This is a genomic window from Rhodoferax sp. BLA1 (assembly GCF_013416775.1).
GTDB lineage: Bacteria > Pseudomonadota > Gammaproteobacteria > Burkholderiales > Burkholderiaceae_C > Rhodoferax.
Window position 1 is genome coordinate 1 of sequence record NZ_SZVI01000002.1, and the last position, 14,918, is coordinate 14,918.

Annotated in this window: 10 protein-coding genes and 2 pseudogenes; 5 read left to right on the forward strand and 7 right to left on the reverse strand. The window is 48.4% G+C overall.

The window, feature by feature from the left end; genetic code table 11:
* On the forward strand, positions 1–797 hold a 797-nt coding region (locus tag FDG13_RS03140), incomplete at its 5' end, for a hypothetical protein (RefSeq protein ID WP_180125367.1).
* 216 nt (positions 798–1,013) lie between these two features.
* Here the strand turns inward: FDG13_RS03140 and FDG13_RS03145 are convergent.
* The 7 genes and pseudogenes from FDG13_RS03145 to FDG13_RS03175 all read right to left on the reverse strand — a co-directional run bounded on the left by FDG13_RS03145 (position 1,014) and on the right by FDG13_RS03175 (position 8,900).
* The gene (locus FDG13_RS03145) at positions 1,014–1,427 is read right to left on the reverse strand and encodes a DUF2513 domain-containing protein (RefSeq protein ID WP_180125368.1); all 414 of its coding nucleotides are present in this window, start codon (positions 1,425–1,427) and stop codon (positions 1,014–1,016) included.
* Between the two features lie 934 nt (positions 1,428–2,361).
* A complete protein-coding gene (locus FDG13_RS03150; protein WP_180125369.1) occupies positions 2,362–4,683 on the reverse strand; it encodes an NACHT domain-containing protein in 2,322 nt (773 codons plus the stop codon).
* Positions 4,684–5,272: 589 nt separating this feature from the next.
* On the reverse strand, positions 5,273–5,947 hold the full coding sequence (locus FDG13_RS03155) for a M15 family metallopeptidase (protein ID WP_180125370.1): 675 nt from the start codon (positions 5,945–5,947) through the stop codon (positions 5,273–5,275).
* Positions 5,948–6,605: 658 nt separating this feature from the next.
* Positions 6,606–7,217, reverse strand: coding sequence for an MbcA/ParS/Xre antitoxin family protein (locus tag FDG13_RS03160; protein WP_255435072.1), 612 nt, complete (start codon positions 7,215–7,217; stop codon positions 6,606–6,608).
* 363 nt (positions 7,218–7,580) lie between these two features.
* Positions 7,581–7,952: a hypothetical protein gene (locus FDG13_RS03165; RefSeq protein WP_180125371.1), complete on the reverse strand. Its 372-nt coding sequence runs from the start codon at positions 7,950–7,952 to the stop codon at positions 7,581–7,583.
* A gap of 334 nt (positions 7,953–8,286) precedes the next feature.
* A pseudogene (locus tag FDG13_RS03170) lies at positions 8,287–8,634 on the reverse strand (transposase); the annotation flags it as partial.
* Between the two features lie 110 nt (positions 8,635–8,744).
* Entirely contained in the window at positions 8,745–8,900 is a 156-nt protein-coding gene (locus FDG13_RS03175) for a hypothetical protein (RefSeq protein ID WP_180125372.1), read from the reverse strand.
* Between the two features lie 769 nt (positions 8,901–9,669).
* On the opposite strand from FDG13_RS03175, the pseudogene FDG13_RS20995 reads away from it, so the two are divergent.
* The 4 genes and pseudogenes from FDG13_RS20995 to FDG13_RS03195 all read left to right on the forward strand — a co-directional run.
* Positions 9,670–9,867, forward strand: a pseudogene (locus FDG13_RS20995) (transposase); the annotation flags it as partial.
* A 1,132-nt stretch (positions 9,868–10,999) separates the two neighbouring features.
* Complete coding sequence (locus FDG13_RS03185) at positions 11,000–11,251, forward strand: hypothetical protein (protein WP_180125374.1); 252 nt, start codon at positions 11,000–11,002, stop codon at positions 11,249–11,251.
* Positions 11,252–11,588: 337 nt separating this feature from the next.
* A complete protein-coding gene (locus FDG13_RS03190) occupies positions 11,589–12,647 on the forward strand; it encodes a TnsA endonuclease N-terminal domain-containing protein (protein ID WP_180125375.1) in 1,059 nt (352 codons plus the stop codon).
* The gene (locus tag FDG13_RS03195) at positions 12,640–14,916 is read left to right on the forward strand and encodes a hypothetical protein (RefSeq protein ID WP_180125376.1); all 2,277 of its coding nucleotides are present in this window, start codon (positions 12,640–12,642) and stop codon (positions 14,914–14,916) included. Before FDG13_RS03190 ends, FDG13_RS03195 begins: the two co-directional genes overlap by 8 nt.
* Positions 14,917–14,918 lie beyond the last annotated feature (2 nt).

A 14,918-nucleotide genomic window follows, 5' to 3' on the forward strand; every position in this document is an offset into this window, starting at 1 on the left:
GCTCTTTACCCGAAGGCTTCAGCCATATCGTTACCTCCATAGCCGCTCCGGTTGCTACTGGCTGGAGCCGTGGCCAGGTGGGACTTACACCCACAGGAAAGCGCCGCCTTTTCACGGCGCACAGCGGAAGCGGTCATACGATTTACTCGCCCAATGAAGCAACAGACAGGATTATTTGCAATCACAATGGTGCTATGAACTTGAACCCTTTGCTTGCGAAAATCCTTGTTTTGACATGGGTATGTTCGCTAGCTGCTTGCTCCAAAACCGTGCAATGGGAGGAGGAGGTCCTGCTAAATACTGATGAAACCATAGTCGTCAAGCGCAGCGGAACATACTCATTCAAATGTGAAATTGCGGTAGGCACAGGATGTGGCTACAGCCCTGAGTGGCACTCAACGATTAAGTTCACGTACAAGGGCAAGAACTATGTCCATACCAGCGAAGCGTTTCCTATGGTCTTGGCGATTTCGCCTGACGGAAAGCCAAGCCTAGTTGCGGTGGCCGATGAATCGGGTTGGGGAAATAAAAACAAGTATCCGTGTAATGCACCCTACTACGTTCAATTTCAGTCCGGCGAAAACGGCAGGAGATGGACATGGCCTAACAAGATTGACACTTGGCTTTACGACTTGCCAACTAATCTAGTCGTCGGTTTGCCTCCACTGGAATCCAATGGTAAAAAATTCAATGAACTGGACCGCGAGCAGGAAAACGCATCAATAACCAAAGATTTCGTCTTCTACAGACGCATCGAACCATCCTATTCATCTCAGTATTGTGTAAGGAGTAAATAGTCCTCTGGGGCTGACTGCTAACGAGCAGTTTGAAAGTCGGCAATCAGCCTTGAAGAGTCACAGGCCTGAAGGTTGACCAGTTTTCCGGGCGGCCGACTGTTGAAGGCTGGAAGCCGACAGCCAAATTTTCAGACAGCGGCCACAAAAGTCCTGTGATTCGATGCGCCATGTGGATCTCAGCGGCCAGTTTGACTGCAAAGTTGGGCACAAATGCGCTCACTCTAATGCGCTCTTTAACGCAAACGCTCCTAATGCTTTAACCGCATCGAAGGTCAATTCGATGCCTTTGCTTTTCGCTGTTGCCTTGATCTTTTCCCAGATCGTGGTTGATCTCATCGTATCAAGGAGGTCGTGACCTACCATAGTTAGCCTCGGGCTGTGAATGCCGCAGGAGAATTTCCCGTCCAACGACCTGATGATTGTCACACCATCGACGTACCCGGCATCAATTAGCAACTCAAGGTGGCCACATATTCGTCCTTCGATAGTTTGAAACTCCTTTAACTGTTTTTCATATGTATCCCAATCCTGATTCAGCCATTTCGGTTCTGGCGGGATATCAGAAAACAGATCGTTTTCTTCTTCAATAGCCGTCAGCTGTTTGCGTATCAGATCCCAATCTCTTTTCATTTGATAAGCCTGTTAGGTGCAAAGCATTTTTTTAGTTTACACATGAACGCCATTGCATGAAGTTTCAAATTCTTCCGTCACCTGAAATCAGAATTTTTTACAGAGATTTTTTGCTGAGCAATTTGTTTTCGCCATAAAGAGGGCTTCAGATTAATGGTTAGTTTACAATAAATTACTATAACTTCATCATACCTATACCTTTGCTTCGACTATTTGGGTGAGCAAATAGCGCAATTATTTCTGAATCACACAGAGTGCAATGGTCAATTATTCTGTTTTCTTCGCTAAGCACCTTCAATCGAGGGTTATCCTCATCGAGAGAAATAAAGGTCAAATCCTGCTGAATATAAAATCTATACATTAATTTTAGATTTTGCATAAATATCTAAAATACAAGAGAAATCCTCCTCATGGAATACTGGAATTTTCATGAAAATTGGCTTTAAGATTAGTGTTGTTCTCAAATTACTCAATCCACAATAGTTGTGCCATCGGTTGATTGATCGCCACTGAACACTTCATAATGCGCATCGCATCTCAGTTGTTCAAGCCAATCGATGTGTCATGCAGGTCGGTGCGTATTACCATATATTTATATGTGAATACAAATTATCAAAAATGCACAAAAATGATTGACTCATTCAACCTGAGATTTCAAATAGAAGTGGTGCTCAAGGTAATTGGTCAGACGGATTGATCGCCAAGCTTTTGTACTAGGCTAGCTGCAACGAAGCAGCTTATGTCCCATGAACTGATCAGAGCACCGACTTGCCCTCAAGCACACAACTTGAGCGCGGCACAAAAAGAAACTCAGCTACTAGGCTGAGTTGAAACCTCGTGACCTGTCTAGGGCTGAAGAACAAAGAGTGCTCGCACACTCAGATTAATCTATAGAATTATTCATTTCTATTTTTGAGGAACAGGCAAGAACCTATTAACGCGACTTTAAAGGTTTGTCAAATAGTTCAGTCACCGTTCTTTCCATCGAACTTATTTCACGTTTTCGTATGGCAGCGTCTTTAGACGATGGCATCATTAATTGACGCAACCGTTTTTCATGATTCTTAACTAAGGGTAGCTTGGAAAAATCTTTGCTACCTTTAGTTTCCAATTCTATCGCAATTGATATTGAAAGTGGGAGTTTGTCAGTATGATAGGTTTCGATTACATACTCAAATCCACTGAAGTCATTTAGTTGCGAGGCAAAACAAGATGCAAAAAATAATGCATATAACTTGTCATTAAAGTCAATCGACGCTGAATCAATTTTTAAGATTGTTTGACTTATTGCAGGTCTCAAGAATTCATAGTTGTAGCAATGTCGAATTATGCGCTGGAAAAACCACAGTAGATGAAATTCCGACAATTCAGTTAGGCGACTATGTGTTTGACCTTCACGTATATTTCTGTATAGAATGGCAGCACTGATAAATAAACGATAAAGATTGTTTTCAACAATAGAATATTCTGTTTGATATCCAGCTAGAACATAGTCAGGTAAAGCAAGCAGCTTTAACCAAGTCTCTTCTTCATTGCGTGGATCTTTGTCGAATAATTCCGAAAGTAATTCTGGGCAATCACCTACCATTCCAATATAAAAGAATGTGCATTCCATCCAGTAAGCCTGAAATGCATAATCTATTGGCAATAAATTCGAGTTAGCCTTAGCAGCTTTGGCATATAAATACTCTCCATATGATCTATGCTGGAAAGATATTGTTTGGTTATCGGAATCAAGCGAGAAAATTCCACTCATGTGAAAGACGCGATCAATCAGTCTTTGAATATCAACACCCGTATTTCTCTTTTTATGCCAATCTTCGACCATTGCCTTTGCTTCATCAAAACTCATCCAGATAAGTTGATTTGAGACAATGTATTCAGCCAACATGAGCGTAACGCGATCAGTTGCTTGATACTCCTTTTCTGGGGTCATTCCTTTCTGAACATCCCATCTTCCAAGCATGTGTTCTATTGATTTTGAATATAGTTCAGTCAAATTTGAAGGAAGATCATTCTGATTCTGTGCAATTAAACTAGACAACAACGCAGCAGCTATCGGACTTTGAGGAAGTTGCTTAAATAGGTCAGATCGTTTTAATTCATCGTAAATTTTCCTCGGAACCGAAATTGCGGAGCATGCTTTTTCAACGAACTGAATCACTTTGGATAGACTCAGTGGTCGTATATAGAAACGGCGAGTTCCCGAATAAATGTCAACATCCTCGTCTATCACTCGTAAGGGACGTGTAGTGAGCAGTACACGAATTCTTTTGTCAGACTTAGCCTCCGCAATGAGTTTGCGAAGTGCATCTTTCCACTTTCCATTGGTTGCTGCCTCATCGATTCCATCTAGGACTATTAAAATCGAGTATTCAACCTCTTTCAATTCGTCTAGCACATGCTCTAAGTCTCTTTCAATTAAAGATAAAAGAGTCAGTTTTTCTTCATAAAAGCTACGAAAAGATGAATGGATTGGAATAATTTTATTTACATTGAATCGCTCGGGCGAGCAATGGTACTGAATTATCTTTCTGGCTATTTTGGATTTTCCGAATCCCATATCTCCTTCTAGGATAGATATGCTCCCATTGTTTATTTCATCAACAAGATTTACCAATCGAGGTCTACTTGGTCTTGATGATTTTCTTAAATAAGTTACTTTCTCTATTTCTTGAATATCTGGTTCGATATAAAAATCTTGAAAAGAAACGCCGCCGATGTTTCCTGATTTATTTTCTAATGCATCTATTTTTCTTCCTAAGCGATCTAAATACTCGCCTAAATTAGATGGAATTTGATGCCAAAAATAATCTGCATGCTTATTAACTAACTGTGTTAGAGCTTCACCATTTATGAATTCAATGCGTTGTTTTGAATATTTATCATAAATTTTATCTTTTGCATTTGAACTAATTGAAGACGTATTTACAACCCAAACCTCTGAAAGGCGAACTCTATTTTTACCGCCTTCAATTAATCTTGGTAGTGTGCATTCATAAATTTGCCGTTCAATATCGGTAATGTCATTTGTGATCTTGCCAACCTTTACAACGACACCCACATGCGAGTACGTGCTAAGTGCAGGATCAAATCGAGTCAAAACAAAGTCGGCACCCTTTTCCTGTGTCCCGTGTGTTGTCTCAACTTTTGTAATATTTTCAAGATGCCCAAAAACCGATCTGAGCAGAGGGTGTAGGTCAGCGACCTCAGCTTTGATGTTTTCTATCAACTGTTGTTTTGATTTGAAATCCACGTCTATATCCTGAATTTTAGGGTTTTCTCAAATGTGTTGCAAAGGCACGGTAAAGCTATGCATTTTTTAGCATATTCTTTTGGGATAGCATGCAAGAATCGTTATCTAATATGATCGTGCATTAATTAGATACAATACATTTTGTAGGTTGAAATCTTATCTGCGTGGTGAACAGTTAAATCGAAACTATCACATAAAGCTTTTCAATTTTAGGTTACGAAAGCGTGCCTTGCTGTCCATTGTTAAAAACACTCAGTCAGTTTTAAATGTATCCTACTCCAAAATTTTGACTTTTTTACAAACAAACCACCGGTTTGTTGACGTCACTGAACCGCGTTCAAACCCCACTTTTTTTGGGCGGATCATGTGCGTCTATTCATTCGTAGATCAAAGTGAAGTAAATGTACGAGTTGACTATCCACAGATCTGTACTTCCCGTAAGCTTACTTTCGTGGCGCTCAGCTCCCTCTGCAATGCAGGTGTTTGTTTCAAGCTCGATGTCGAAACTCAATGTTCCAGACAACGAACCTCAATTGTGCCCATAGCACCAGCCCAGCTGTTCACAAGCCAGCAATTGGTTTGACCAAATTCACACAACAGCATCGTAAAGTGCGAACGGTGAATTTGTTGCAGCAGCCCAATACTTGTCTCCATACGACCAGTGCCACCACTCGAACGGGTAGTTAATAAATCCTTGCCCGTTCAAGCAATCAAAAAGAGTATTCCGATTTTGTCTGGCCTGTTCGGTCAGATTTTCGGCGAAGGAGAAACATCGACCTTGTGAGGCCTTTTCATCCTCATCATAGGCGCAACCCATTTCTAACTCCTGACCGTTCTCGTTGCAGACAGTGACATCAAATGCCCCACCTGTCGGATGCCCCGCAACCCAAGGGGGCGCAGTGAATTTGGAAGTTAGTTCAATCAACTGCTTCTCCTGCAACTCTGGGTGTTCGGCGGCAAGTCTGCCGAGTCTTCTATTGAAGAGGAACTTTTGGAACGACAGCGGACGCAAGGTTTCCTTCACCAATAGGTGCAAATTGTTGGGCAAAGTTTGAGCCGCAGCTATCAATTTATCGGCCACCGACTGTCTAACCAAAAACTCAGGAACGTAACCCAAGCCAGCGATATTTGCCGCAGTTTCGTCTATCAATAGTCTTGGTTCAATGCCTAGGATTGGTACCAATGCCTCACCGCCGTCGGCTGTTTGTACTGATGCGACTCGCTGGTCAGACAGCGCCATAAATTTCATGAGATGAGTAGGCATCGATACTTGGATGAATGACTATGTGAGGAATAGCTCAGTGACGTTCAAAAATTTGAAATGTTTCACTGAGTGTCCACAGCCGCTGCAATTTTGACCGCGAGTTCGACGTCTGGGTATCCCCCATTTGGGGGATGTGACTGAAAGACCGCTCCCACTGCTCAAGAGTCGCACAGTCAGCGGAAATGGCACGGTGACGATGAGTGTCAGCTTTCTGATTCCCATGCACGAGTTTGAATGGCTGCTTCCGCAAGCGGTGGCTGGCCGTTATGGGCACGAAGCCGAATGCCACGAATGACTGCTGACTGGGTCTGAGCTGGACCACCATAAAGCTGCCCGTCGTGAACACCCGCAACCAGCCTGTTGCCGCCCTACGTTTTCGGTGATGAGAGAACCCACGGGTGGCTTTTTTGAATCGGAATGACTGGCACGGTCGGCACCGGAATCAGTGGCATCTTTGAGTCGGATTGGCGGCCTTTATTGCCCGGAATATGCAGGTGTCACTCACCCCGAACCCTTTGTGGAGGACGCGGCATTCAAGCAGCTGCCTTTGATCGACAACTAGCGTAATGTGATTCAACCGCGATATTCCGTCCCTAACCCACTCCCTGTGGACGAAATATTGCGGTGAATACAACAGGCCGCCATTAACCCGTCAAGATCATTGATACGACCCACTTTCAATGGCGCCCAGCAACCTGGTAACCACTTCCAAGCCGGCAGGCGTATCGATGAGATCCGCAGGCTTGCGACCGCCAAGAGATGGCTGTGGAATCTCAAGCCAACTATCCAGCCAGGCGGCAGGATCAAATCCAACGGCATCTTCTGCCGTTGAGTTTTCAACGATTGCTTTAGCGATATCAAGTAATTTTTCCATGGTTGCCGACACTCTGGGACATTGCAAATATAGGGTACTGGCTGCAGACTCGACCGTTTCCGCACCGGACATCCAGCCCGCCATCAACGACTGTGAATAGTGCTTCCAAACAGAAGCGGCGACATCAATACTGACGTCTTGCCCGAGTTCACGCAAAGCTAGTTGGACATTGTGTGCGTCTGATACCTCGTCCTTTTCCAGTTGCAGTCCAGCATGAGCGGCACTGCTTTGTTCGATCCATCTGCCTAAATCTGACGCAAATTTCTTTGCGTCTTCTTCGATCAACCTGTCGTAATCAGGGCTTCCGAATTCACGACCTACTGGTGCCATCGAGTCCCATGCTAAATCTTCGTCGAGCGAGGACTGGAAATTGTTTGGCGGGGTTGCCGTGCTCATTGTTTCTGCCTTGGTTCAATTCGCTCATGCCGCTGGATGCATCCCTTTTGCTGTCGACTCGAAATTGCTTGCGCGCGCCGATTCGGCATTGACGATCGGATCCAATCGTCGATGAAGGCCTGATTATGGTTTGAAGCCCTTTTGAGGTGGTCAGTCCGCAATCGGCAGATGGAAACAACTCTGGTCGATCATATTTTGGCACCAACACCAGTGGCGCGCTTGCCTTATTTTCAATTGAGTAATAAGTCACGGCACCCTAGTCATTATTGATAGATAAAGCCCCGTGCTCGTGTAGATGAGATTGCTTGGTGGTCTTGCTATCCGAATCCCTGGTGGAATTGGTGCGAATACTCATGGCACACCTCAACAATCATGCCATGAGTGGTAGAGGTCGATAGGAGTGGCGGCCCTCCCGTCCGGCCATGAAAAGAGACTCTTGTGTGTGGTGAGGTAGAGGCCTGGGCAATGTTGGCTGTTTGCCTCGATCACACATAACAAAGCGGAAGGCTCACCAAGACCGACGCGAGTTTGTGGTGCCGCAAGTGACTCGGCAAGATGGCGGGTGATGCGGAATTTGTCCCGTGTATAGCCGATCATGATGCCCTGCTCCATGGCCGATGCATACGCCCCGATCACAAAGCGTTCGATTCCTGAAGTCTTCTTTCCCACAGCACAGTAATGAGCATGCATTGGATGCTTACGGCCGTACATTGACAAAGTGCGGGAAGATGCCATGGAAAACTTCTCGGTCAGGCTCAGAGAGGTCTAACCCCTCGTATATGGACTCCCCCCAAAGCGCAAGAAACTGACCGATAGTTTGGCTGTTGGGGAAGCGCCCGAAGTCGTATATCCGGCATCTGTGGTGGACTCTGCTGTGGTCCGTGCCGACATGGAATCTGCGTCACTGATGCGCCAATCGTTACACGCGGCAGGCAAGCTGCCGGAAGGGTTATCGGCGTCTGTCAGTGTGGGGTGAACCCGGTTGGCCATGATGGTCGATCAATCTCATCGCAAGCGTGGATGGGGATGTTCAACTTCTTCTTGATAACGGCTGTTTGAATGCGGGCAATCAAGCTGGCATCACAAAACTCTCCCTGTTGATTTTCTTGTTCAACCGCTGGTCTTCGCCAAATGGTTTCTTGTCGCGCAGCGTGGCATAACAAATACGTGCCAGTTTGTTGGCCAGCGCACAGGCCGCCTTGTTGTGATTTGACCTGCTTTGCACATCCAACGCCCAGCGGCGCACGCCACACACCTCCCGCTCTGCGTCTTGCGTCACCTTGGATGAGCGCAGCACACTGCGTGCGCCATGCGTGAGCAACATACGCAGGTACCGATCCCCACGTTTGGAGATATGCCCCAGGTAGCGGCTGTTGCCCGAGCTGTACTCCTTGGGCGTCAAGCCAAACGTTGCAGCGCGAAACCATAGTATCTGGATGGATGCTGTCTGGATTTTTGAAAGTCGGCTTTCAGCCTTGGAGTCACCCAGTCCTCCCTGGACCGATTCCTAGAAATTGATTGCACGAGTCAAAACGCGGCAAACATCCCGATGGTTCGCACTACGCCACTCTGTGACGTGCAACGAGACGACAAGCAGGCGGCCAGATTCACCCGTTGCTGCCACTTGGCCGAGCTAACCTGTTCACGCACGCGAGACAGATCTGGCGCAAGCGTCATGTCCATTGCCAACTCCTTTATTGTTCGCAAGGTTCAGGACAAGCGGATTGGTTTGAAAAAGTCAAACCACAAGGTATAAGCCAATTTTGTCCCATTTCACCAATGGCTTCTGACTGGAGTTCGACTGCACCACCCGCAAGCTGCCCGTCGTGAGTGACTGAACTCGCTGCGATCCGGGTTTGCAACTTTCGCCAAACCTGACACCCACCTCGGCACCCAGCATCTGGCGACCGTGGCTGACTCTTCAAGGCTGTTATGCGGTAGTAGCGTTTGCCGAACTGCCACATCCAAACCGGCCGGTCAGCTATGCCTTCGACGGTCGGCAAACTGGCGATGATTTCACCCTACTCAGTACCCGGACTCGACCAGGTCCCGACATTGGAACCAGTTGCCTGATTGCAGCCATTGGCCGAACCGAATTCTCAAAACGGTCATTCTGGTTTGTCAACGACACCGAAAGGCTTCGCGACCTGCTGTGGGAGCGGCTGTAATGCAACGCGCCGTCGACGTAGAAACGGATTTTGGAAACAAAACAACAGCCCAACGGTGAAGTAGATATTCGCCCCGCGAACGCCCACATTGAGTCGTTGAAGAACTCAAGCGATGCGCATTTTTTACCGCAAAATAGAAGTCATGACCGGCCCAACCTTATTTTGTGACGACCCACGTGGCCAGTTCCGCCACAGAAGTGGCTCCGCAATTTTGAACAGCGTGATAAGTGGGAACTCTGGGCCGAAAGCCTGGCCAAAGAGGGCTGGGCAAGAAGGAGTTTTTGATGGTCAAGAAATCAGCGCGACGCACCCGTCGCACGCACACACCAGCATTCAAGGCCCGGGTAGCATTGGCCGCCTTGCGCGAAGACAAGACGATGGCCGAGCTTTGCAGCCAGTTTGAACTGCATGCCAACCAGATCACCGAGTGGAAACGCCAACTGCTGGAGCATGCCGCCGACGTCTTCGGTGGTGCTCCCGCGCAGAAGGAGCCGGTAGATCTGGTGCCGCTAGCTTCACTGAATGTCGAACATCAACCAACTATTTCTAAACAGCCTCAAATCGAGCGGCGAGCCCCACCACCGTTGCTATCACAACAAACAGCGACATTTGGTAAACAGATGTATGCCCAACCGGCTAACAACGTGGTCGCACAAGCTGGTTATAGCGCTCCTTACCTTTACCTCTTGCAAGAAGATGGGGAAATCCTCCCTGCGAAATCTAGCACCTACACACAGAAAAGACTTGCTGCAGTAAGCCGCGCCATTTTTCAAGGGTGCGGGCAAGGCAGACGTGATGACTATGAGCCTTGGATTCGTATCCGGCGAAATTTTTCCAGCCCAGTAAGCAATCAAGTGTTTGAATCAGTCGGGATCCACACGCGAAACCATCATTTTTTGAGTTCCTTGGAATACCACACTGGTCTACAGATCGCCTACCTGGGTGCCGAAGAATTAAGGGAAGGCTTGCCAATGTGGCCGTATCCCCATCCCCACCCCGACCAGGAATTTAACAACGAGAGCAAAAGGCCTCCGGAAATCGTGAGCGGCTTGATTGAAATCGCAAGAATCGCGGAGATAGAACATGGTTATTTTGTCGGGACCAAGGTGCCTTATGTAGCGTCCATTGACATGTTGACCAAGATCCGATTTCGTAATCGCGGACATTTGGTTGGGGTAAGTTGTAAACCTGCTGAGATCATCTTGCGGAGCACCCGGGCCAGAGAGCGCATTGAACTGGATCGTCGCTACTGTCACGCCATTGGAGCACATCATTCAATCGAGGACGGAATGGGGTTGATTGAAATATTCCTCCAGCAGTTGATATGGCTTCGTCCGCTAACCACTGAAATTCGGACGCACCGCGCTTCAGCCCAACTTCAAGATTTCTCAACGGCTTTTGAAATGTTTGCTGCCGAACGCCCCATTTTTGATGCTGCACTTGCCGCTGGCAATGTCTGTCTGATGGACAGTTCCGAAGCTTTTTTGCACTGGCGACTCGGCATCTGGTTGCACCTGATCGACATTGATCTAACTCGTCGCATCCAGATGACCAACAGCAAGCTATTTAGCGGCACTCGAACGGGGCCGCCGGTTACCGCCGCGCGTTGAGGTCATGAAAAAACTGTTCGTTGCACTGGCAGCAACTGAAAGCGAGCAATCAGAAATGAAATACGCCGCCAGCCTCAGCCGCATGTCCCATGAGCTTGTCGGTAGCGCTATTCATTTCCCAGGGGTTGAGGTTGCGTTGGCAGTGTTGGAGGCGGCAGGTCGGATGACACCCGAAGAATTGGCAGCGCTCGCCACCATGATTCATTCCTTAGGCAGTCGCCAAGTGCCACCAATCGGGAGATCCAAAATGGGTTAAAAAAGAAAACCGCACCACCCAGTTAAGGATAGGTACGGTCTAGAAATTGCATTTCTGAATTTTTGCGCTTCCAGTATCTGCAGTTTTCTGACCGAAGTCAAGGCATCACGAATTCCGGAATCGCCTATTGCTATCGCGCCTGGACCATTTATGTCCATTGATGGACATCTATGTGACCACTGACTGACCTATATCGACATCTAGGCTGATTGCCCGAGATCAACGGGCAATGGGTGTCCTCTCACCCCAAAACAAATTGAAATTCAAAAGCATCTGGCACGTGACAACGGGCTATTGCCGTTGTACGTCCATGTCACATGAAAAGACAGACTGAACTATGAGAGACATTAACGCCAAGAACGGCATCGAAGAATCTTTCGTCGATGCCGACCAACACAAGCCCGCGAACTCGATAGTCATCCAGGCTGGCTATAGCGCGCCATATCTCTACCTTTTGGACGAGGACATCCAGCGCCGCCTAACAAAAGTGAAAACGTACTCTCAGAGGAAACTCACCGCGGTCAGCCGCGCCATCTTTGACGGGCATGGACAAGGCAGACGAGATGAATTCAAGCCATGGATTCGCATCCGGCGAAATTTCTCAAGTCCGGTCAGTAATCAGGTGTTTGAATCGGTCGGGATACACAAGCGAAACCACCATTTTTTGAGTTATTTGGAGTACCACACTGCTCTGCAAATAGCCTACCTCGGTGCAGAAGAACTGAGGGAATGTTTGCCAATGTGGCCCTATCCCCATCCTCACCCCGACCAAGAATTTGACAATGATTCCCAAAGGCCGCCAGACACGATATGCGGGCTGATGGAAATCGCCAAAAACGCGGGTATTGACCATGGCTGTTTTGTTGGTACCAAAGTGCCGTACATAGGGACGATCGACATGTTGGCCGCGGTCAAATCTGGAGATACCCGACATCTGGTCGGGGTAAGTTGCAAACCAGCTGAGATCATTTTGCAAAGCGCGCGTGCAAAGGAACGCGTCGAACTGGATCGTCGCTACTGCCAAGCCATCGGCGCTGAGCACATCCTGGAAAGCGGAAAGGGGTTCAACCAAATGTTGCTGCAGCAGTTTATATGGTTGCGCCCCCTGACCAGCGAAATTCGTAGCCACCGCGGTACAACCAGACTGAAGGAATTTTCAGCTGCATTTGAAGCTTTCGCTGCCGAACGTCCCATTTGTGATGCTGCGCTTGCTGCTGGCCGAGTCTGTCAGATGGACAGTTCTGAAGCCTTTTTGAATTGGCGACTCGGCATTTGGCTGCATCACATCGACATTGACTTAACCCGTCGCATCCAGATGACCAAACCGATTCGGCGTGGGCGCGACGGTGTATTGGCCAAACTTCGCACTCGTTACTTGGGAGGCAACCATGCCTAAGATTCAAATTGGCGACGCGCTGCTTCACCACGGCGAAAAGGGTGAGCCATCCATGTATTGCCGTGTCATTTACATCGACCTGAAAGAGGATCTTGCATGCGTGATGCGTATCCCCGGCAAGAACAAGGCTGGTTATCAAAAAAACTATGTGATGCGCCCACTGTTCCTGTCACTCTCAGCATTGCAGGCTCAAGTAGACGAATTGCGCCTCAGTGTGACTGAATTCCCAACCCCATCGCACTGGTTGTTAACGCCTGCCCAATTGAGGGCAAACAAACCTACCGGAGCCATCGGCAAGACTCGGCGCGATCTCAGGAAGTGGGTGCGGGTTCGTGCCAAGGCGTATGGCCGAATCCGACCGTTTGTTCACGGCAGAGGCATTGACGAGATCATCATGGATCCAAGTTTCTCAGGCTGGCCGGCAAAACGTGCGCAAGAGTTGGGGTTGCATGGCGCTTCACAGGTCCAGCGAGACCTCAACGCCTACCTGCTGGCGATGGGACTGCGGGGCGGGCTGTTGCCATGGTTCACTCGCAACGGTGGTTCTGGCAAACCGAAATTGTCCACTCGCAAGACCGGCCGCCCCACCGAATTCAGTGGTGCCCCGAAAAACCAACTTGTCGGCAAAAACTGCAACCTCAAAGTGAGGCAAATATTCGCCATGGGCTGGAGGAAATTCAAAAAGCCAGGCGTGTCAGTTCAGACGGCTTTTACAAAAACTCTGAACAGCTGGTTTGCGAAATCTGTGGCGTGGAATGGAACGTCCGCGAAGGTCGCACTCAAACCTGAGGCCTTCAAGTTCACGGCCGAGCAATTCTCCCGATGGGGCCGAGCTGGTGAGGATGCGCTAACGCCTACTCAAATTGAGCAAGGAGAAACAGCAGCGAGGCGAACTTACCTGCGCCGCCAAAACAAGATGAAGGATCGCTTTTTATCGGCGAACGGAGAGGCCTTCCTGGACAGCACCAGCACAGATCAAACCCTGGTGTCATCTGCTTCTCGGCTCAAGGTTCTCAGTGCGCCTTGGCGAACCGATGTGATGGGTGCGTCGATTGACTACATCTTTGGACATCACGTGGGTTTTGAAAGTCCGAGCGCCATGACCGCGCTGCTGAGCATTCTGCATGCAGCAGAGGACAAAGTCGGGTACTGCGCGCGATATGGGATCAAGATTGCACCTCGTGATTGGCACTCAATGACATTCAAAAAAATCCTCACCGACAACGGCGAGGGCAAAGGTCAACTGTCCCTGAAAACGCTGGAAGAAATTGAATCTGGCGCCAGTTTTGGCCCCGCCTATGACGCGATCAACAAAGCACCACTGGAGTCCGGCCATCGTCGAACGCAAAAGCAACTTGACCACCAGTTGCCGGGGTCTACCATGGGGCGTCGGAAGCGGCGCGGTGAGCCTGACCGTTCCGTTATGGCTCGTCTCAACTTTTTTGAGTACATGCCCCGTTTGATCGAAAGAGTCCTGCATCACAACAACGTTGAACGGATCGTGTTGCCCTCTTTGGAAATGCGCCGGGACGATGTCGAACCCACGAGGCGCGGCGTATTGGAATGGCTTCTGGAAAAAGGCTATGTGTCTTCCAGCCCGGTCGACCTGCAAGCACTAAGGGTGAAAAGCTTGCCGCTTCTTCAAGGATCCATGCAGGCCGACGGCCTTCATTTATTTGATCCCACTTTTGCAGGCAAGCGCCTGATCCCCAATTTGGCATATCGAAGTGACTGGCTGATGCGATCCGGAATGCTTGCCAAATCGGCGATGAAGCGTGTCCACCTGGATGTGCATTTGAATCCCAGTGACCTCTCCCAGGTTTGGGTCAACTTGAACGGTCTGAAATGTTTGACATTGGTGTCGGCCGACCCAGACATGTTAGAACTCTGCCTGCTGGATTGGCTCATCATCAGCCGCGATGATCGGTTGAAGGGGTTTTTATCCCGTGTCGACGAAACTAAACAGCGCTCCAATCAAGTTGCCTCAATAGATCGCGATGTCAAAAAGGCCAATCGCGAGCGCAACGCAGAAATCAAGCAGCGTGGCACGCCTCTGACAAAAAATGAACTTAAGGCCAACCGTCGCGACAACACGGCGGTGGAGTCGGCCGTACAGACAGGCTTGCCAAAGCCACCGAAACACAAATTGCCAGGTCCAATGGCAGATATTCCATCTGCAAACACGCCGCAAATAGCAAACCCAATTCCATCAGCCAAAGCTGGGATGGGTGATGTCATTTCTGCCCTCTATAAGGACGACGAGTCGTAATC